The 20033-nt window shown below is 64.5% G+C and carries 18 protein-coding genes, 1 tRNA gene, 1 pseudogene and 1 riboswitch; of the genes and pseudogenes, 13 read left to right on the forward strand and 7 right to left on the reverse strand.

The features are described 5' to 3' along the window. Positions 1–11: 11 nt before the first annotated feature. The gene (yajC, locus tag AC6IW9_RS15870; protein WP_497765004.1) at positions 12–482 is read right to left on the reverse strand and encodes a preprotein translocase subunit YajC; all 471 of its coding nucleotides are present in this window, start codon (positions 480–482) and stop codon (positions 12–14) included. A gap of 258 nt (positions 483–740) precedes the next feature. On the opposite strand from yajC, the gene AC6IW9_RS15875 reads away from it, so the two are divergent. After that, positions 741–1079, forward strand: coding sequence for a hypothetical protein (locus AC6IW9_RS15875; RefSeq protein WP_497765007.1), 339 nt, complete (start codon positions 741–743; stop codon positions 1077–1079). Positions 1080–1100: 21 nt separating this feature from the next. Here AC6IW9_RS15875 and argE read toward each other — a convergent pair whose 3' ends face one another. Together argE and apaG are read right to left on the reverse strand one after the other, a co-directional pair. Beyond that, positions 1101–2261, reverse strand: a complete 1161-nt coding sequence (argE, locus tag AC6IW9_RS15880; protein WP_497765008.1) for an acetylornithine deacetylase — start codon at positions 2259–2261, stop codon at positions 1101–1103. Positions 2262–2271: 10 nt separating this feature from the next. Then, positions 2272–2664, reverse strand: a complete 393-nt coding sequence (gene apaG, locus AC6IW9_RS15885) for a Co2+/Mg2+ efflux facilitator ApaG/CorD (RefSeq protein ID WP_497765010.1) — start codon at positions 2662–2664, stop codon at positions 2272–2274. A 286-nt stretch (positions 2665–2950) separates the two neighbouring features. On the opposite strand from apaG, the gene AC6IW9_RS15890 reads away from it, so the two are divergent. Together AC6IW9_RS15890 and AC6IW9_RS15895 are read left to right on the forward strand one after the other, a co-directional pair. Next, the gene (locus AC6IW9_RS15890; protein WP_497765013.1) at positions 2951–3322 is read left to right on the forward strand and encodes a DUF2946 family protein; all 372 of its coding nucleotides are present in this window, start codon (positions 2951–2953) and stop codon (positions 3320–3322) included. Positions 3323–3410: 88 nt separating this feature from the next. Continuing rightward, positions 3411–3659 (forward strand): hypothetical protein, encoded by a 249-nt coding sequence (locus AC6IW9_RS15895; RefSeq protein ID WP_497765014.1) that lies wholly within the window; start codon positions 3411–3413, stop codon positions 3657–3659. A gap of 73 nt (positions 3660–3732) precedes the next feature. Here AC6IW9_RS15895 and AC6IW9_RS15900 read toward each other — a convergent pair whose 3' ends face one another. Next, a complete protein-coding gene (locus AC6IW9_RS15900) occupies positions 3733–4932 on the reverse strand; it encodes an O-succinylhomoserine sulfhydrylase (RefSeq protein ID WP_497765016.1) in 1200 nt (399 codons plus the stop codon). A 54-nt stretch (positions 4933–4986) separates the two neighbouring features. Further along, positions 4987–5065, reverse strand: a riboswitch (SAM riboswitch). Between the two features lie 168 nt (positions 5066–5233). Here AC6IW9_RS15900 and AC6IW9_RS15905 point away from each other — a divergent pair. Continuing rightward, on the forward strand, positions 5234–6673 hold the full coding sequence (locus AC6IW9_RS15905) for an MFS transporter (protein WP_497765017.1): 1440 nt from the start codon (positions 5234–5236) through the stop codon (positions 6671–6673). 89 nt (positions 6674–6762) lie between these two features. Here the strand turns inward: AC6IW9_RS15905 and AC6IW9_RS15910 are convergent. Next, a pseudogene (locus tag AC6IW9_RS15910) lies at positions 6763–7884 on the reverse strand (acyltransferase family protein); the annotation flags it as partial. A gap of 439 nt (positions 7885–8323) precedes the next feature. On the opposite strand from AC6IW9_RS15910, the gene AC6IW9_RS15915 reads away from it, so the two are divergent. Beyond that, positions 8324–9478 (forward strand): PepSY-associated TM helix domain-containing protein, encoded by a 1155-nt coding sequence (locus AC6IW9_RS15915; protein ID WP_497765021.1) that lies wholly within the window; start codon positions 8324–8326, stop codon positions 9476–9478. Here the strand turns inward: AC6IW9_RS15915 and AC6IW9_RS15920 are convergent, their stop codons facing one another. Together AC6IW9_RS15920 and AC6IW9_RS15925 are read right to left on the reverse strand one after the other, a co-directional pair. Next, positions 9479–10048 (reverse strand): hypothetical protein, encoded by a 570-nt coding sequence (locus tag AC6IW9_RS15920; protein ID WP_497765023.1) that lies wholly within the window; start codon positions 10046–10048, stop codon positions 9479–9481. Positions 10049–10136: 88 nt separating this feature from the next. Next, positions 10137–10712, reverse strand: a complete 576-nt coding sequence (locus tag AC6IW9_RS15925) for a copper resistance CopC family protein (RefSeq protein ID WP_497765025.1) — start codon at positions 10710–10712, stop codon at positions 10137–10139. A gap of 243 nt (positions 10713–10955) precedes the next feature. On the opposite strand from AC6IW9_RS15925, the gene AC6IW9_RS15930 reads away from it, so the two are divergent. The 8 genes from AC6IW9_RS15930 to cyoD all read left to right on the forward strand — a co-directional run bounded on the left by AC6IW9_RS15930 (position 10956) and on the right by cyoD (position 19958). Beyond that, a complete protein-coding gene (locus tag AC6IW9_RS15930; RefSeq protein ID WP_497765027.1) occupies positions 10956–12074 on the forward strand; it encodes a HupE/UreJ family protein in 1119 nt (372 codons plus the stop codon). Between the two features lie 199 nt (positions 12075–12273). Then, a complete protein-coding gene (gene cobU / locus AC6IW9_RS15935; protein ID WP_497765028.1) occupies positions 12274–12786 on the forward strand; it encodes a bifunctional adenosylcobinamide kinase/adenosylcobinamide-phosphate guanylyltransferase in 513 nt (170 codons plus the stop codon). Positions 12787–12884: 98 nt separating this feature from the next. Beyond that, positions 12885–12978 (forward strand) — tRNA-Ser (locus tag AC6IW9_RS15940). 538 nt (positions 12979–13516) lie between these two features. Beyond that, entirely contained in the window at positions 13517–14332 is an 816-nt protein-coding gene (locus AC6IW9_RS15945) for a hypothetical protein (protein WP_497765030.1), read from the forward strand. Positions 14333–15221: 889 nt separating this feature from the next. After that, positions 15222–16148 (forward strand): ubiquinol oxidase subunit II, encoded by a 927-nt coding sequence (gene cyoA / locus AC6IW9_RS15950; RefSeq protein ID WP_497765032.1) that lies wholly within the window; start codon positions 15222–15224, stop codon positions 16146–16148. Continuing rightward, positions 16145–18157, forward strand: a complete 2013-nt coding sequence (locus AC6IW9_RS15955; RefSeq protein WP_497765035.1) for a cbb3-type cytochrome c oxidase subunit I — start codon at positions 16145–16147, stop codon at positions 18155–18157. Before cyoA ends, AC6IW9_RS15955 begins: the two co-directional genes overlap by 4 nt. Continuing rightward, positions 18154–18819: a cytochrome c oxidase subunit 3 gene (locus tag AC6IW9_RS15960; RefSeq protein WP_497765038.1), complete on the forward strand. Its 666-nt coding sequence runs from the start codon at positions 18154–18156 to the stop codon at positions 18817–18819. Before AC6IW9_RS15955 ends, AC6IW9_RS15960 begins: the two co-directional genes overlap by 4 nt. Further along, positions 18816–19958 (forward strand): cytochrome o ubiquinol oxidase subunit IV, encoded by a 1143-nt coding sequence (gene cyoD / locus AC6IW9_RS15965; RefSeq protein WP_497765040.1) that lies wholly within the window; start codon positions 18816–18818, stop codon positions 19956–19958. Before AC6IW9_RS15960 ends, cyoD begins: the two co-directional genes overlap by 4 nt. Positions 19959–20033: the final 75 nt, after the last annotated feature.

Consider the following 20033-nt stretch of genomic DNA (forward strand, 5'->3'; position numbering starts at 1 on the left):
GGGCGGCGGCGTCAGCGCGCGCCGGCCTGATCCTTTACCGGCTCGCCCTTGGCGCGCACATCGGAGATTGCCTGCCGGAGAATGCGCACGCGCACGTTCTGCGCGATCTCGACTTCGACCTCCGCGTCGTCGATCGTCTTGGTCACCTTGCCGACGAGGCCGCCGCTGGTGACGATGGTGTCGCCGCGGCGCACGTTCTTCAGCGCCTCCTTCTGCTCCTTGGCGCGGCGGTTCTGCGGCCGCAGCACGATGAAATAGACGATCAGCGTGATGAACAGCAGCGGCGCGAGCTGCGTCAGCATGTCGGGAGCGGGCGGGGGCGGCGCGCCGGCGTCGGGCGCGCTCTGCACCGAGGCGGTCGGCGGAACGGGCGGCGGGGCGACCGGGGCGGGCGCCTCGGGAGCGGGAGGCGCGGGAGGGGTCGGAGGGGCGGGGGCGGGCGCCGGATCGGTCTCAGCTTGTGCGGTCTGGATCAATTTCATGTTCGATCTCTAGGAAGCGGCGGACGCGCCTGACGCCGGCTCGAAGGCCGGCCAACGGGCGCGGACTATAGCCGCCCCCTTCCCGAAATCAATGGCGGCGCCGCCTTCATGCGTCGCGCGGCGATCGGTGGGATTCGAGCGCGATCTGTGCGACAACGCACTCGGCGCGGGCGGCGTCCGAGGTAGCGTCCTCCCTCGAAGCGGCGACGCAGCGTATATTCGCCGGCTTCGCGGCCGCATAAAAGGAGGGTTTCAACGATGTCGAACAAGTTTCTCTTGGCCGTCGCCCTGGGCGCGGCGCTCGCGGCGCCGTCTGTGGCGCTCGCGCAGCATGGCGGTGGGCGCCATGGCGGAGGTGGACACGGCGGCGGCCATGGCGGCGGTTGGCATGGCGGCGGAGATCACGGCGGTGGCGGCTGGCATGGCGGCGGTGGCGGCTGGCATGGCGGCGGTGGCGGCTGGCATGGCGGTCACGGCGGTTGGCATCACGGCGGCGGAGGCGGCCGCGGCCGCTTCTGGCGCGGGCGCTGGTGGGGCTATGGCGTCGGGCCGTGCTGGCGCTGGATCGGCGGCTATTGGGCCTGGACCTGCTATTGACGCGGCAAAGGGCTCGGCGCGTCAGGCGCCGAGCTCCCTCGCGAGAGCGCGCATGAACTCCACGCAAGCGGCGAGCTGCGACACTTCTATATATTCGTCGGGCTGGTGCGCCTCGTCGATGCGCCCCGGCCCGCAGACGACGCTCGCGACGCCCGCGTGCTGGAACTGTCCGGCCTCGGAGGCGTAGGGCACGGCGATCGTATGATTGGCGCGGGCGAGCCGCAGCGCCAGAGTTTCCGCCGGCGAGCCCGGCTGCGGCGCGAGGCCCGGGACGGCCACTTCGATCTCGGTCGTGATCCCGGTTCCCGGAAAAGCCGCGAAATAGCGCTCCTGCAGCTCCTGCGTAGAGGCTGCGAGCCTTTCCTCGACGAGAGCGGCCGCGTTGGTTCCCGGCACGCCGCGCAGCTCCCAATGGAAGGAACAGTCCTTGGCGACGATGTTGCGCGCCGTGCCGCCGCGGATGGCCCCGATATGCAGAGTGGAATAGGGCGGGTCGAAGCGTCCGGTCGGATCGCCCCTGGCGACGAGCTCCTCGCCGAGACGCAGCAGTTCGCCGGCGAGGAGCAGGGCCGCATGCACCGCGCTCGCGCCGCGGTGCAGATTGGCCGAATGGATTTCGTGTCCGACGACTTTCGTCACATAGGTGGTGACGCTCTTATGTGCGTCGGCGACGCGCATCGAGGTCGGCTCGCCGATCACCGCCGCGCCGGGGCGCGGGAGCGCGCCGCCGAAGCGGGCGATGAGGTCGAGCGGCCCGAGGCAGGTCGTTTCCTCGTCATAGCTGAGGAAGATATGGATCGGCCGTTTCAGCGCCGTCGCTTTGAATTCGGGGACCATGGCGAGGCAGACGGCGTCGAAACCCTTCATATCGACGGCGCCGCGGCCGATCAGGCGATCATTTTGGCGCCGTAGCGCGAAGGGATCGCCGGTCCAACTCTGGCCCGCGACCGGCACGACGTCGGTATGGCCCGAGAGGACGACGCCCCCGTCGACATTCGGGCCGATGGTCGCGAACAGCGCCGCCTTGTCGCCGGCCGCATTGGGCGCGACGACGAAGGGAACGCCCAGTTCACGCAGATAGGCGGCCACGAAGTCGATGAGCGGCAGATTGGTCTTCGAGCTCTCGGTGTCGAAAGCGACTAGCCGCCCGGTCAGCTCGATCACTCGCTCCAGCGTCGACATGCGGCGCCCCTCAGTTGAGGGTAGGCTTGGAAAGCGGGCTGTCGAGCGAAAAGGCGGGCACTTCGATGTCGAAAGTCTCTCCGTCGTCGGTGATCATCGTGTAGGTTCCCTGCATCAGCCCCGACGGCGTCGACAGCGGACAGCCCGAAGCGTAGCGGAAGGTCTCGCCGGGCTCGAGGATCGGCTGCTCGCCGACGACGCCTGGACCTTTCACCTCCTCGCGCCGGCCGTAGGCGTCGATGATGATCCAATGTCGCGACAGAAGCTGAACTCTCTCTTTGCCGAGATTGGCGATCTCGATCGTGTAGGACCAGACGAAGCGGTCCTGAGCGGGGTCGGAGCGCTCCGGCAGAAAGTCGGGCAGCGCGGTGACCTGAATGTCGCGGGTGACGGCTATATACATAGGTCCTACTCTAGAGCGCGCCGCGCCCGAGGGGAATGAGGAATCGAGACGGCGCACGCGAGGGGCGCGGGCGGCGGCGGGGCTTTCGCGAAGACTGAAGCAAGAACCGTGACATTGTCCCACGGCGCGCGCGATGAGGCGCGCCTGCGCTCACACCTCGTCATGCTGCGCCGCATCACATCCGACTGCGCCGCACTGTGTCTAATTGCTTGCTCCGGCGTGCGGATTGCGTCAGGGTTCCCGCCGCGCCGCTCATGGCGCACTCTGCTCGTTCGAGACGGACGGAATGCGTCGCGACTTCCTCTGCGCTCTCTTGTTCCTTCTGGCGCTGGCCGTTCAGGCCGTTACGCCGGCGTGGGCGCGCGTGGCGATGGGCGCGGCCGAGCAGTCGTCCATGTGCTCGACGGCGCGCGCCGGGGCGGCGTCGGCCGACGAGGCGCAACCCGCCGGCCGACGGCATGTGGCGCCCGAGATATGCGATCTCTGCGTTCTGTGCGGCAGCGCGGGCGGCGCGTCGCCGCCCCGGGACGCCTCGCGCGCCATCGGCGCCGCGGCGGTTCCGGGGACCGCCATGACGTGGTCGGTCGCCGACGATTCGGCGAGCCCTTCGCGCCGCGATCACGCCATTCGGGCGCGAGCGCCTCCCGCCTTCTCCTGATCCGTCTTCGCTGGACAACACGTCGTATTGCGGCCGGCGGCTGGCGCAAATGGCGATCGCGCGCCGCCGCGACAGGGGAGGATAAGCCGTGTTTCTGTTATACGCCGTCGATCGCGCCGGTTTGGGCGCCTTCATTCGAGACTTCGTCCGGTCCTTTGCCGGCGCGGGCGCCGAACGCGCTGTCGCCCTGCAGGAGCCGCGCGAATCGGCCGCCGCGGCGCCGTCCGAGCCGCCGGCCGCCGTGGAGCCGCCGCCCGTTCTTCGTCCGCGGCGCAGCGGGCGCCTGATCGATCTCGAGCGGCGGGCAAAATTCGTTCGCTTCGACGCGACCCGCTGACGTCGGCTGGAAGACGCGTCCCATACGCCCGGCAGAGGGGAACACGCGAGCGCGCGACCGCCCCCGCACTGTCTCAATCGCGTCGAGACGCCGCGTATAGTCCGTATTCGAGGTCGGTGATCAGATCCTCGACGTCCTCGAGGCCGACCGAGAGGCGCAGCATTCCGTCGCCGACGCCGATCCGCGCCCGCGCCTCCGGCGTCAGGCGCTGATGCGTCGTCGTCGCGGGATGGGTGATCAGGCTCTTGGCGTCGCCGAGATTATTGGAGATTTTCACGATCTCCAGCGCGTTGGCGAAACGGAAGGCGGCCTCCTTGCCGCCGTCGACATCGAAGCTGACCAGAGTGCCGCCGCCCGACATCTGCCGGCGCGCCAGTTCCGCCTGCGGATGGTCGGCGCGAAACGGATAGAGCACGCGGGCAATTCCCTTCCGTCCGGCGAGGAAGTCCGCGATTCTGGCGGCGCTCGCCGTCTGCTGCGCGACGCGCAGCGGCAGCGTCTCGAGGCTCTTCAGCATCGTCCAGGCGTTGAAGGGCGACAGCGCCGGCCCGGTCTGGCGCAGGAAATTGTGGATGTTCTCCTCGATCAGCGCCTGCGAGGCGAGAATGATCCCGCCGAGGCACCGCCCCTGTCCGTCGATATGCTTGGTCGCCGAATAGACGACGACATCGGCGCCGAATTCGAAGGGTTTCTGCAAGAGCGGCGTGGCGAACACATTGTCGACGACGAGCCGTGCGCCCGCCTCATGCGCGATCTCGGCGATGGCGCGAATGTCATAGACCTCGAGGCCCGGATTGGTCGGGCTTTCGAGGAAGAAGAGCTTCGTCTCCTCGCGGACGGCCGCCTTCCATTGAGCGAGATCGGCGCCTTCGACGAGCGTCGAGGCGACGCCGAAACGCGGCAGCAGATCCTCCACCACATAGAGACAGGAGCCGAACAATGCGCGCGCCGACACGATGTGATCGCCGGCGCGCAATTGCGCGAGCAGAGCGGCGGTGACGGCGGCCATGCCGCTCGCCGTGGCGCGCGCGGCTTCCGCGCCTTCGAGCAGCGTCATGCGCTTCTCGAACATGGCGACGGTCGGATTGGAGAAGCGCGAATAGATGAAGCCCGGGTCCTCGCCCTTGAAACGCGCCTCGGCGGCCTCCATGGTCGGATAGGCGAAGCTCTGCGTGAGGAACAAAGACTCGGACAATTCGCCGAATTGCGATCTCATCCCGCCGCCGTGAACGAGCTGCGTCGCGGGCCGCAATGGTTTTCGTTCTCTGCTCATGGATCGTCGTCCCCCGTGCGGCGCGCGCGGGCGCCGTGGCGAAAAAAGCGGATTTCGCGAGGAAACCCGGCCTTTTAGCGCGTTGTTTTACGTGGCGGCAAGCCGGCCGGCTCAAAAAACCACGTGACCGTGGCAGGATGGCCCGAACGACGCGGCCAAGTCAACCTCGCCCTCGAAGGTCAACCTCGCCCTTTCGCCGCGAAAAAAACGCTCGCTTCGCCGTTTTTGCGCGCCAATCGTTTCTCTATCCTGCCTGCGGCGCAGCGCCTCGACTGCGCCGTGGATCGAGAGCGAGGGAGACATGCGCGACAAATCGGCAGGAGTCGTCATCGAATCGACTGTTCCCGCACGGCTGGATGCGCTGCCGTGGGGACGCTTCCACACGCTCGTCGTCGTCGCGCTCGGGGTGACCTGGATTCTCGATGGCCTCGAGGTGACGCTGGCGGGCGCGGTCGCCGGCGTGTTGAGGGAGCCGGCCGCCCTCGGCCTCTCCAGCGTCGAGGTCGGCGTCGCGAGCAGCGCCTATCTGCTCGGCGCCGTGCTCGGCGCACTGCTGTTCGGATGGATGACCGACAGGCTCGGCCGCCGCAAGCTGTTCTTCATCACTCTGGCGATCTATCTCGTCGCGACGGCGGCGACCGCGGCGTCATGGGACGCAACGAGCTTTATCGTTTTCCGTTTCTTCGTGGGCTGCGGCATCGGCGGCGAATATGCGGCCGTCAGCTCGACCATTCAGGAGCTCATTCCCGCCCGCGTTCGCGGCTGGACCGATCTCGTGATCAATGGCAGTTTCTGGATCGGCGCCGCGGCGGGCGCCGGGGGATCGGTCGTGCTTCTCCAATGGATGGATCCCGCCCTCGGCTGGCGGTCGGCGTTCCTGATCGGAGCCGTGCTCGGAACGCTGATCTTGCTCATGCGGCGATGGATCCCCGAAAGTCCGCGCTGGCTCATGCTTCACGGCTTCGAGCGGGAGGCCGAGAAGATCGTCGCGTCGATCGAGCGGCGAACCCTGGGCGACGGCGCCGTCCGCGCCGAATCGACCTGGCCCGTCGTGAAGCTTCGGGCGCGCGGCCATACGCCGATCGGCGAAATCGCGCGCGTCCTGTTTCGGCTTTATCCGCAGCGCACGCTGGTCGCGCTGAGCCTGATGGCGTCGCAGGCCTTCCTCTACAACGCCATCTTCTTCACCTACGCTCTGGTTCTCTCCGATTTCTACGGCGTCCCCGCCGAAGCGGTCGGCCTCTATCTGCTTCCGCTCGCCGCGGGCAATTTCCTCGGTCCGCTCATGCTCGGGCATTTTTTCGACAGCCTCGGACGCAAGGTGATGATCAGCGCGACCTACGCCGTCTCCGGCGCAGCGCTGCTCGTCGTCGGCTATCTGTTCGCGCAGGGGCTGCTCACCGTCGCGGGGCAGACGATCGGCTGGATGCTCGTCTTCTTCTTCGCATCGGCCGCCGCGAGCTCCGCCTATCTCACCGTGAGCGAGACGTTTCCTCTCGAGATCCGCGCGATGGTCATCGCCGTCTTCTATGCGGTCGGCACGGCTCTCGGCGGCGTCGTCAGCCCATGGCTGTTCGCGACGCTGATCGTGACCGGCCAGCGCTGGAACGTCTTCGAAGGCTATGCCTTGGGCGCGGTTCTGATGATCGGCGCCGCGCTCGTCGAATGGCGCTGGGGCGTCGCCGCCGAGCGCAAGTCGCTCGAGGAGGTCTGCCCGCCGCTCACCATGGTCGACGAGTGATCCGCGTCAATTCGGCCGTGCGCCGGCGCCGACAAAAGGCGTTTCATGGCGCGCCGCACCCTATCCGTTCGGCGCTCGAACAGGAACCACACGGCGGTCGCATAGACGAGCGCTGCAGCGATGAATGCGGCCATTTGCGCGAGCGCCGCCGGTCCCGGCTGGCTCTGCGCGGGCGCGAGCAGCGCGAACCACAGCGCCAGCATCAGCGGATAATGCACGGCGTAGAGCGTGTAGGAGATGTTCGACAGTCCCGTCGCCGCGCGGGCGTAGAGGCCGCCGATCGGAGCGAAGGTCGCGAGGTCGCGCAGCCAGACGGCGACGACGCAGCCGAGGACGATGTCGCTTGCGAGCGTGCGCGACGCATGGGCGAAACCGATCGCCGCGACCGTCGCCGCCGTGGCGAGAAGCGCTCGCATCGGCGCGCGAGTCGCCGGATGGGCGGCGGCGAAGGCGCCCGCGATCCAGGGAACGCCGAGCAGGGCCATTTCCATCGGCGCCGCGGCCAGCACGAAGAGGCCCGCGGCCGCATAACTCCAGCGCGTCCGGCCGGCGCCGCGCAGAAGGCCGAAGGCGACGAGCGGAAACGCCAAGTAATAGCAGGCTTCGTTGGCGAGGCTCCACAGCGGCCGGTTCGAGCCGAACACCGGCGTCGCCACGGTCTGCAGGAAGAGCAGATTGCCGAAGAATGTCGGAAAAGAATGATTCGCCGGCTCGGCCGGAGTCGGCCCACTCGGAATCGTCGCGGCGAGAGCGCCGTCATAGGCGCCGGGCGGACCGAGAGCGGCGCCCGCCGCATCGAGGAACGCGGTCAGGATCAGGGCCGGGACGAGCACGGTCCATAATCGCGACAGGCGCGCGGCGCCATAGGCGCCCCACGAGAAGCGGCCGTCGCGCATCGCGGCGAAAGCCGATCCGCCGACGAAATAGCCGCTCAAGGCGAAAAAGATTATCACGGATTCGTGACCGAGGCCGCCGATCGTGAAGAGAAGCAACTCGCCGAGCCCGTGCTCCCGAGCGTCGGCAAAGGGGACGATCAGCAGCGACCGCGCATGGCTGACGACCACGCCGAGCGCGCACAAGCCGCGCAGCATGTCGAGATGCTGGAGACGGTTTCGTATCCCTTCCATCGATTCTACCCTGACGCACGCGCCGCTCGCGCTTCGCGGCTCGGTTCTCACCGCCGCCGCCGAGCGCATGTGGCTTGATCGCATTCAAGAGGGGAAAAATGCGTCGGTTTCGAGGATCGCGAGCGTGGCTGTCGTCTCGCGCGGCGTACACATGGATCGCGCGGCGGGCCGAGGAGGTTCCGGAACGCCTCGACCTTGGACCAGAGGACGATCGGGTGAAGCCTCCCTCATGCTGAGGAGGCTCCGAAGGAGCCGTCTCGAAGCACGCGGGATCCTTATTCCATCTTATGGAGCTCGCCCTCGTGCTTCGAGACGCCCGCTGCGCGGGCTCCTCAGATGAGGGCGAGGACTGTGGTCCTTCATCCGATTGGCCTGCTCGGACCATGTTCAGGCTTGCGAAACGTCCGCATGTGCGCACAGCATAGGCTGCTCGTTCGCGCGCGAGTTGACAACATGCGCAGAAATCGTTCCCGTCGATCGGCGGCGCTCCACCCGCCGCACTGCCGAGACGGAGCTGGTCCCGATGCGTCGGCGCGAAGTCGTTCGTAAAGTCTTTCTGTCGATCCATCGCACGGTCGGCCTCTTCGCCGGCGCGGTCTTCGTCGTGATCGCACTGAGCGGCGGCCTTCTCGCCTTTCGCGAGGATATCGATGAATGGCTGAACGCTCCGCTGATGCGAGTCGATCCGCCGGCCGGGGCGGCGACGCGGCCGCTCGACGAGATTTTCGCGGCGGCGATGGCGGCGATGCCGCCGGACGCGAAGCCGGAGCGCCTCGCGGCGCCGCGTCATCCGCGCGCGGCGGCGGCGATCAATTACATGGTCGAGACCGATGATCTCGACACCTATTTCTATCAGATGTTCGTCGATCCCTATACGGCGAAGGTCACCGGACAGAGGCTGCTGCTGCATGGCGAGGATCAGCTCTCGCAGCCTCTCGTGCCGATCCTCATGGCCTTCCATTGGACGCTGCTGCTCGGCGTCGCCAACGCCTATCTGATCGGCGCCCTCGGCGTCGTCGTCTTCGTCTCCATTCTCGTCGGCCTTTATCTCTGGGCGCCGCTCAACGGCGATTGGCGGCTGGGACTGAAGATCAAATGGGGCGCGAGCCCGGAACGGATCGCCTATGACGCGCATCGCAGCGTCGGACTCTATTTTGCGGCCGTCCTATTGGTGATGCTGCTCACCGGCGTCGCCATGATTTTCAAGCCGGCGACGCGCGCGGCCATGAGCCTCGTCTCGCCCGTCCGCGCCGATCCGGATTTCGGCCGCTCGATTCTCGTCGCCGCCCCTTCGCCGATCGGTCTCGATGCGGCGGCCGCGGCGGCGGACGAGGCGCTTCCCGACGGACGACTCCATTGGATCTTGCTGCCGAGCGGGCCGGAGGGCGTCTATGTCGTCGGCAAGCGATCGGAGCGCGAGCCCAATCGCACGAAGACATACAGGAATGTCGGCGTCGACCAATACAGCGGCCGCGTCCTGCAGGTGCAGGACCGCGCCGATTTCAGCGCGGGGGAGAGAGTCTTGGAGTGGCTGTTCCCGCTGCACAGCGGCGAAGCGTTCGGCGATATCGGCCGTCCGCTCGCGCTGCTGATCGGGTCGACGCCGCTCGTCCTCTATGCGACGGGCTTTCTGCGATGGCGGCAGAAGCGCAGGGCGCGCAAACGCCCCGCGGCGTGATCATTGCCCGACCGAGATCGGTATTTCGATCTTGTCTTCCGCGTTCTTGCCGTCGCCGAAAGCGAGCTCGAGAAGATATCTGCCCCTGTGCGGGATCGGCGCGTCCAATGTCAAGAAACCGGCGGGATGCGGCTTGGCCGGCACGGAATTGACCATCTCACGCGCGCCCTTCTGGTCGAATTTGTAGAACGATAATCCGACGGGAAGGCTTCTCACATCCTCTTCCATCAGCGTGACGGAGAAGATCGCTCGTCCCGTTCCGGGAACGCGATCGCAATATTCGTCGTATTTGCTGAGATCGTCGATCGGTCCGCCGGCGCTGTCGGCGGAATCGGCGAGGAAATAGGTGGTCAGCCGCGCCGAATAGAAATCGCTCACCTCGAGGCAGTCGGCCATTGTGCGGTCGCCGGCCTTGACGGCGGGCCGGTAGAAATGCGCGTTCAAGAAGTCACTCCAGAACAGATTGAAGGACGGTCCCCAATAGGAGTAGGAGAACGCCGTCGCATTGGCGCCGATGAGCAGGACGACGCCGACGAGCAACATCACATTCATCCGCAGATTCGAGTTCATCGCTGGCGCTTCCTTTCCCCGCTGAGAACCTTCGGCTCTCGCTTCTTGTTTTTTTGCGAAGCATCGTTGCGTTCGCGGCGCGGACTCTCTAAGGACGCACCTCGAATTCCCAGGCGCCGCTGACGAGATGGCCGTCGGCCGACAGCGCGCGATAACGCGCGGTATATTTGCCGGGGGCCAATGGATCGACGCTCACCGAGACGTGGCTCGGATCGGATTTGTCGATCGCGGCGTCGCGCTTGTCGACGCGTTCGCCCGATGCGCCGATGACCGCGAGGGCGGCGAAGGCGTCGCGAATCCCGGCGTCGTACCACACTTCCACTTTTCCGATATTGCCGGCGGAGACGCCGTTCTGCGCGGGCGACGTGCGCACGACGATCGCATGCGCCAGCAATATGGCGGCGTCGCGCGTCTTTGTCCGCGGGGCGGGAAGGCCGAAGGACGAAGCGGTCACGCGCCGCGGCGCAGCGTCGGAGCGATCCGCATAGGCGCAGGCGCCGTCTCGCGTCCCCGCGAGCTCCAGCACGGCCGCGACCAGCAGCGAGGCGCCTGTCGCCCGTCGGGGCGCGGCGCGGCAAAATTCTGCGGCGGCCATGCGCCGCTGCTGGATGATCTCGAGTTCGAGTGAAGTCTGCGCAGCCCGCCGCTTCTCTACCCTTTTCATACTCGGGGACGCCCTGCTCGTCGTTCGATGCCGAAGTCGGTTGCTCTCGTCGATGCTATGCGGCCTCCGGGGCGCGGGCAAGATTCGGCGCAGCCAGTTCCGACCAGCCTCGCGCGCCTGCGCGCGAGGCTGGTCGGTCGCCGCTTCTTGTCTTTCCAGACTTGATATGCAGTATTTGAATTTCTTGCATACGCCGCGCGGTCGCGCCGCGTCAAGGGAGACTGCGGAATGGCGCGGCGGGCCATGAATGTTCTCGTGATTCTGATGGCGGTTTTCGGCCTCGCGACGGCGGCGGGCGCGCATACGGCGGATATTTCCAGCAGCCGCATCGTCCCGGAGGGAAACGGCGTCTATCGCATCGACGTCGGATTTTTGGGAACCGACATCGAACGAATGTTCGCCGAGAACGAGCCGACGTCCGACGTCGATCTCACCGAGCCCGGCGTGATCGAGCGGATGATCGGCGAATTCATCCGCAACCGCGTCGTTCTGCGGAACGAAGCGGGCGCTGCTTGCCCCGGCAAGGTCGTTTCGGTCGGCGTTGATCCGAATAATCCATCGGACTCGAAGGTCGTGCTGCGCATGGATTGCAGCGCCGTCGACGGACGGATTTTCTATGATCCGTTCCGGCTGCTCGAGGCGCAGGGACGGCGCGCCAAACATCTCGTCGGCATGGGGGAGGACGACGAGTCGACGCTGACCGAGGCGCAGCGCGCGGGCCGCGAGGCGGCGCCGGGTCAGGTGATGATCTTCCCCGGCGACGCCCCGATCGATCTCTCCAAGCCCTTGCCGAGCCCGTGGGAGCTCGCGCCGAAATTTTTCGCAGCCGGCGTCGAGCACATCATGACCGGCTACGATCATCTGTGCTTCCTCATCGCGGTGATGCTGTGGGCGACGCGTGTGTGGCCCGTCGTGAAGCTGGCGACGGCCTTCACCGTCTCGCATTCGGTGACGCTCACGCTCGCGGCGCTGCAGCTCGTCGATCTGCCGAGCCGCTGGGTGGAGGTCGCGATCGCTCTGTCGATCATCTATGTGGCAATGGAGAATTTCTTCACCTGCAAGGTCGACGGACGCTGGCGCGACACTTTCGTGTTCGGCTTCATTCATGGTTTCGGTTTCGCGAGCGGCTTGATCGAGCTCGGCGTCCCGCAGCGCGCTATCGTTCCGGCGCTGGCGAGCTTCAACCTCGGCGTGGAGGCGGGGCAGATCGGCGTGGTGCTGGTTTTTCTGCCTCTGCTGCTGACGTTCGACCGACTATTCACGCAAGACCTGCGCAGCCCGCGCCTCGTGCGCGTTGTTTCCGGCCTCATCGCCTGCTTCGGCGCCTATTGGCTGATCGAGCGCGTCTCGGGGACCGGGTGAGACCTTCCCCGACATCGTGGGCGCCGGTCTCCCGACTCGGGATTGTCGCGACGATCCGTCGCCCGAGGCGCTTTCGAAACGCCGCCCGATGGCCTATTACCGAGGCGCGGGGGCGCTTGCCCGAATTCCCTTTCGAATCCCGTCGCGCTGGCCGATCTATCCGCGGCCGTCGCACCGTCAACGCGGAGCCCCTGGCCTTTTGACCTCGACCCTCGTTCTCGGCGGCGCCCGCTCCGGCAAGAGCGCTCATGCGCTTCGCCTCGCCGAGGCCGGCGGGCGGCGGAGGGTGATGATCGCGACGGCGCAGGCGTTCGACGGGGAAATGGCGGAGCGCATCGCCCGTCACCGCGCCGAGCGCGGCGACGGCTGGCGCACGCTGGAGGCGCCGCTGGATCTCTTCGGCGCGCTCGCACAGGTCGGGGCGGACGAAACCGCCGTGATCGACTGCCTGACGCTGTGGGTCTCCAATCTCATCCATGCCGAGCGCGACATCGCCCGCGAGACGGAGCGGCTCGTCGAAGCGATGCGCGGAAAGGAGGTGCTGCTCGTCGCCAATGAGGTCGGCCTCGGCATCGTGCCTGATAACGCTCTGGCGCGCCGGTTCCGCGACGAGGCCGGCCGGATCAATCAGGCGATCGCCGCGGCCGCCGATCGGGTGGTGTTCATCGCCGCCGGCCTGCCGCTGAGCCTGAAGGAGCCGACCGGTTCTTGACTTCGGGAGCCCGCGCCGAGCGGCGGCCTCTTGCCAAGGATTCGACGGTTTGGCATATGTCATGGGCTTCGACAGGCGCAGCTGCCCCGTCGGAGAACGGAGACGTGGCCGAGAGGCTGAAGGCGGCGGTTTGCTAAACCGTTATAGGGTTGTAAAGCCCTATCGAGGGTTCGAATCCCTCCGTCTCCGCCATTTTGTTTTTTCCGTCGCGCATGTCGCTTAACACCTCGAATGGCATCGTGGTTTTCGGGGTCTGAAAGCCGGTTTCCGGGCGCCGAGCCAAATGGTCGGCAAAGGCCAGCCGAAGCGCCAGTTTTTGGTAGAATTTCCCTCGCTTTTCAGATCAGAAACACCTCAGCTATGACTGACGTATAGCAGGCATTTTTGATAGAAAGTGAGGAGCCGGGACATCAGGTCCACGCCGCCTATATCGCAAGCCGGCTGACGTCCTGCAAAACGACAGGCGGCAATCTTCACCACCGCCGCCCACGTGCAGTGGGCTGTGGATTTTCTGCACGGGTTCGGTTCGTCGGCAATCGCCCTTGCGCTTCCAAAACCGCATAGGACGGAAACATGAAACCCTTGCCTCGGCAGTCAGTGATGGCGCGTTTTCCTTGACGCTTGGAAGCGGCGACATTTGTCGCCAGTTACGATCAAGCTATAATTTGGATAAGGTTGGGGACGTCCAGAGAGTGCGGCGTTTAGCGCTTCGCACAATCAAAGACGTGGCGTGATGTGTGGTGCGGTTATCCGCTACGGCTCATCCGGATCAGCGGTTCAGGGGCTGGGCATGACTATGGATAAGATGGAATCTCTGAAATCTGAAGAAAAGAACGCGCTTGATGTGAAATTTAAAATTTACGACACATATCGAAATTATGTCATCCATGAAGACAATCTCACGAATAACAGAATGACATGGCTGCTGACAATACATGGTTTTCTTTACGCAACATACGGTTTTACATTGCAGAAGAAATTTGAGATCGCCCATAAAATAGCAGAGGCGGATGGGTCGATTCAAACCAGCACGTCTGCGCCGAAAATTCAAGCAAGCGTGATTGAATCTCAACAAAACTCTTTCAATTACACCGCAATCCAGGTGGATATATTTATGCTGACAATTGCCTTGATCGGAATTTGTATCAGCGCTATTGCAAGAATTTCACTTGTCGCAGCCGCAAATGCTATAAGAAATCTAGGAAATAACAGTAAAATATCCCTCCAAATGGGAGAGGATTCATCTCAACAATCATTGGAGACGTTTTCAGGAATCGGAGTGCGGTTGTCACGAGTATTCTGGTTACCACAGATTACGGGCGGTGGCGTGGATGCTAATCATATTTCTGGATTTTATGCAGCTTCACATATACCAAATATATTGATTTCAGGTTGGTCTATATCTATTTTGATGTTGCTTGTTACCGCTTATAATGATATTTTTGTAGGGGATATCGATTGTTACATATTTTTGTCATATTTCGGGGGGCCGCTCATGGTGGTGGTATTTTTGGTGTGGAAAAGTCTAAATCATCGTCGATATTAGAATCGGCATTCAAAAAATCGGCTTTTGTATACTTCGCAAATGCCGAAAGCACCGAATATCCACTATTGGACGTTGGTCATTGGGTCTGCGGCGCGCCAACGGCGCTCCTCTCTCAGATCACCCAAGTTCGCCTTTGTATGTCCCTTGTCTCCTCTTTGGGAGGCATGGATCATACTGGAGGGAGCGTACATGATGGGCAAAGTGGCGCTCGCAAGTTAAGAAGTAGAGCTTGCATGTAAACGCAATCGTGAAGGATCGGACGTGCGCGGAACAGCCGAAGCGAAGCCCCACTCGTGACCACGCCAGCAGCGCGAAATCTATATTAGAATACTCAGCTGGTTGTTCCAGTCGGCCGGGGTTTCGAACAGGAGGTTCGAACTTTCATCAAAGCTACTCAGCTAAAAAATTTACTGCCGTTTTATGCACCCTCCAAACCGTTGTGATCGATTTCGTGCGCTCGGGTTCCGGGCCGCAGCGCGTCGCTCGGCCGTGAGCCCACGCTTGCATCGAGAGATCAGGCTGCATGCGATGTTCTCGGGTTGCGCCGACGCCGCTTTTTTCGACGGGTGCCTTGTTCTTCATGGCGTCCCCATGCCGTAGAGATCGCCGGTACGACGCGAGGCTCGAGGCCAGCACGATCGAGACGATCATTCCCTCGATATGGTTGCTCTCCAGATTGAAGCCGCGGCAAGATCGCGCCCTGCGTCTTCTCCCCGACGCCACGCCAGAGGCGACGCCCGCTCGAGAATCCGGATCCGCCTGCGCTGCGACATGCCGGAACCTATCCCTCGCAAAATTGTTTTGCAGCCGGCTTGCTCGTCGAATGCCCTTCGATGACCAGCGACGTTCACGTCACGCCGTTTTTCGTGTCGACTGAGAGAGACCGTATATGCAGCCGAGCCGTTTTGCGCGGCGCCGTTCCACGCCGCTCTCGCGACGCGTCGCGACGCTTCTGCCGAATGCTTCGATGCTGCTGCTCGCGGGCTGCGCCGGCGGTGTTCTCGACCCCAAGGGAGAGATCGCCGCCGCGGAAAGCAAAATTCTCCTCAACGCCTTCGGGACAATGCTGATCATCGTCGCGCCGACCATCGTCGGCGCGCTCGTCTGCGCCTGGTGGTTCCGCGCATCCAATCGCAGAGCCCGATATCTTCCCGACTGGGTGTTCTCCGGCCGGCTCGAGCTGGTCAATTGGGGCTTTCCGCTGCTCGTCATCCTGTTTCTCGGCGGATTGATCTGGATCGGCTCGCACCGTCTCGATCCCTTCCGGCCGATCGCTTCCCCGGGCGAGCAGGTCGAGGTGCAGGTCGTTTCGCTCGATTGGAAATGGCTTTTCATCTATCCCGAACAGTCCGTCGCGAGCGTCAACGAGCTCGTTTTGCCGGTCGAGGCTCCGGTTCATTTCTCGCTCACCTCGGCCACGGTGATGAACTCGTTCTTCGTGCCGCAGCTCGGGAGCATGATCGCCGCCATGCCGGGGATGGTGACGCAGCTGCATTTGAAGGCGGATCACATCGGCGACCTCTGGGGTCTCTCGACGCAATTCAGCGGCGACGGCTTCGCCGGGATGCATTTTGCGGTGCGCATCGGGTCGCAGACGGATTTCGAGCGCTGGATCGGGGAAGCGCGCCAGAGCGCCTGTGCTCTCGACCATGCCGGCTATGCCGCGCTCCTGCGTCCGAGCCAGAATGTGCGTCCTTTTGTTTTCCGCTCGGTCGCTCCCGCGCTCTTCGACGACATCGTGACGAGGAAGCTGCCGCCGAACGTGTCGGGAGCAGAGCGAGCCTCTCCCGTTCCCTGCCCGGAGGCGATGCAATGAATTTTTTCGGCAATCTCTCGTGGGACGCGATCCCGTGGAATTCGCCGCTGCCCTTGATCGCGGGGGCCGTCGTCATCGCCATTTGCGTCGCGATCGCGGCCTGGGTCGTGCTCGCCGGCCATTTTCCCTACCTCTGGCGCGAGTGGATCACGAGCGTCGACCACAAGCGCATCGGCGTCATGTATATTCTGCTCGGCCTCGTCATGATGCTGCGCGGTTTCGCCGACGCCGTGCTGATGCGCTCGCAGCAGGCCGTCGCGTTCCGCGCGCCGGGCTATCTTCCGCCCGAGCATTTCGATCAGATCTTCACCTCGCACGGCACGATCATGATCTTCTTCGGCGCCATGCCGCTGACGATCGGGCTGATGAATTTCGTCATTCCCCTGCAGCTCGGCATGCGCGATGTCGCCTTTCCGACCTGGAACTCGACGAGCTTCTGGCTCACCGCCGCCGGCGCCCTGCTGGTCAATATCTCGCTCGTCGTCGGCGTGTTCTCGCGCGCCGGATGGCTGCCCTATCCGCCGCTCTCCGAGCTCCAATTCTCGCCCGACGTCGGCGTCGATTATTATCTCTGGGCGCTGCTCATTTCCGGCGTCGGCACGCTCGTGACGGGAATCAATTTCGTCACCACTATTCTCAAGATGCGCGCTCCCGGCATGGGCTATCTCAAAATGTCCATGTTCTGCTGGACCGCGCTCGCATCCAGTCTGCTGATCGTGGCCGCATTTCCGATTTTGACGGCGACGCTCGCCATGCTGGCGCTCGACCGCTATCTCGGCTTCCATTTCTTCACCGACGCCGGCGGCGGCAATATGATGATGTTCATCAATCTGATCTGGGCCTGGGGGCATCCGGAGGTCTACATTCTCGTCTTGCCCGCCTTCGGTATTTTTTCCGAGGTCATCTCGACCTTCTCCGGCAAGCCTTTGTTCGGCTATCGGTCGATGGTGCTCGCCACGCTCGGCATCTGCGTCATCTCCTATCTGGTCTGGCTGCATCACTTCTTCACGATGGGCGCGGGCGGCACGGTCAATGCGGCGTTCGGCATCGCCACCTCGGTGATCGCGGTCGTCACCGGAGTCAAAGTCTTCAACTGGCTGTTCACCATGTATGGCGGACGCATCCGGTTCGAGACTCCGATGCTGTGGTCGCTCGGCTTCATCGTGACCTTCGTCATCGGCGGCATGACGGGCGTCCTGCTCGCCGTTCCGCCGGCCGATTTTCTGCTGCACAACAGCCTCTTCCTCGTCGCCCATTTCCACAACACCATCATCGGCGGCGTGGTGTTCGGCGTCTTCGCCGGCATCGCCTATTGGTTTCCGAAAGCCTTCGGCTTTCGCCTGCACGAAGGCTGGGGCGTCGCCGCTTTCTGGTTCACGCTCGCGGCCTTCTACGCCGTCTTTGTTCCGCTCTACATGCTCGGCTTGCTCGGCATGCCGCGCCGCATGCAGCATTACGACATGGAGATGTGGCGTCCGTGGGCGCAGGCGGCGATGATCGGCATTGTGCTCTTTGCGATTGCGCTGATCTGCCAGCTGGTCCAGCTCGTCGTCAGCATTCGCCGGCGCGATCGATTGCGGGACGAGACGGGCGATCCCTGGAACGGCCGCTCGCTTGAATGGGCGACGCCTTCACCGCCGCCGCAATTCAACTTCGCCGTGCAGCCGAACGTGAAGGGCGAGGAGCCCTATTGGGAAATCAAGCGGCGTGCGATCGAGACTCGGCAGAGCGACGAACCCTATGAGGCGATCGCGATGCCGCGAAACAACGCCACCGGCTTCGTCATCGGCTTTTTCGCGACCGTCACCGGCTTCGCCATGGTGTGGCGCATCTGGTGGCTGGCGGCCGTCGGGCTCGCCGCGGCCTATGCCGTGTTCGTCTGGTATGCGTGGCGCGACATTTCCGAGGAGGAGATACCCGCCGAGGAGGTGGCGCGACTCGATCACGCTCACCGAAGGAGCCGTGCCGATCGGCTCGCCCGGCATTCGCAGACGAGTGAAACGGCATGACGACGATCGAAGCGCCGCCGCCTCCGCTCGGCCGGCGGATCGATCCCTACAGGCTCCGCCGCGCGGAGATGCTGGCGACCGGCCATGGTGAAGCGGGGCCGGCGTCGAAGCGCGTCGTCGTCGCCTTCGGCTTCTGGATCTTCCTGCTCAGCGACATCGTCATGTTCTCGGCCTTTTTCGCGGCGCATGCGGTGCTGCAGACCGCGACGGACGGCGGGCCGTCGGGGCGTGATTTGTTCGATCCGACGCGGGTCGCGATCCAGACCGGCGTTCTCCTCGCATCGAGCTTCACCTGCGGCCTTTCGGCGGCGGCGACCAACGCGCGCAATCATTTCTGGACACAGGCGGCGCTGCTCGTGACCGGCCTTTTCGGCTTCGCCTTCCTGTGGCTCGAGGCGCATGAATTCACTGGCATGATCACAAGCGGCGCAGGACCGCAGCGAAGCGCTTTTCTCTCCTCTTTCTTCGCGCTCGTCGGGCTGCACGGCGCCCATGTCGCCGTCGGCGTGCTCTGGCTCGGAACGATGATGGCGCAGCTCTTCGTCAAGGGATTCGGCCCCGTGCTCTATCGGCTGATCTGCTTCAATCTCTATTGGCACGTGCTCGACATCATCTGGGTCGCGATTTTCACCGTCGTCTATCTGATCGGAGAAGGCCGATGAGCGATGTCGAAGAGGACGCGGAGGATGTGGAGGCGCCCGGCTTCATGGACGAGCCGAGGCATGGCGTGCGTGAGGAGCTTCTCTCCTATTTCACGGGATTTGCGCTCGCGGCTCTGCTCACGGCGGCCTCCTTCTATTTCGTGCGCACGAATCTCATCTGGGAACCCGGGATCATCATGGCGCTCGTCGCGCTGGCGATCGCGCAGATCGGCGTGCATCTCGTCTTCTTCCTCCACCTCACCACCGCGCCGGACAACACCAATAACGCGCTCGCCCTCGCCTTCGGCGTGCTAATCGTCACGCTCGTCGTCGGCGGCTCCTTGTGGATCATGTCCCATCTCGAACGCAACATGACGCCCGGGCGAATGATGCGGATGGACCTCGAGACTCTCGCGGCCGAAGGCGCCGTGCCTCTGACGGGAGTCGTCGTTCCCGTGGAGCCGGAGCAATTCGGCGCGCGCGTCGCAGGCGTCGTCGCTTCCGTGCGGTGCGACATCGGCATGCATGTCGAGGCGGGCGAGCTCTGCGCCGAGATCGATCCGCGGCCTCATCGGACGGCCCTAGACCGGAAGACGGGCGAACTGCAGGCGGCGAAGGCCCGGCTGGAGAGCGAAAGCGCCGAGCTCGCCGCGGCGCGCGCCACTCTGGAGCGCGAAGAGGGGCGCGCGCGGCGCGGCAGGGCCATCGTTCGGATGCGTCGGTCGGTCGAGCGGCAGGAGAGCCGCGTCGGTCGCGAACAGCGTGATGTCGAACGAGCGCAGGCCGCGCTGGCCGCCGCCGAGAGGGAGCTCGCCGAGACGAGCATCGTTTCGCCGGTCGAGGGAACGATCCGCTCGCGCGATGTCGCGCCGGGCCGAGAGGTCTCGGCGAAGGCGAAAACGTCGCTGTTCGTCATCGCTCCCGATACGGCGCGTGTCGCCGCCACGATCGGCGCCGCGCAGAGCGAACGCATCGCGGTGGGCGATAAGGTCGTCTTCTCGGTCGACGCCTTCCCCGGCCGGGCGTTCCACGGAACGGTGACGAAAATCGCACCGCCGCCGCGAGAGGGCGCCCAGGCGATCGTCGACATCACGGCGCCCGATCCTCATCATGCGCTCGAGCCTGGAATGGTGGCGACGGCGCGCGTGACGCCGCACTAGCGCGAGTTTCGCCATCGGCTCCGGCGCCCGCCACTTATTTCTGATGCTCGGCATCCGCGATGCTCATTACCCGCG

Source organism: Methylosinus sp. shoA, assembly GCF_059718125.1.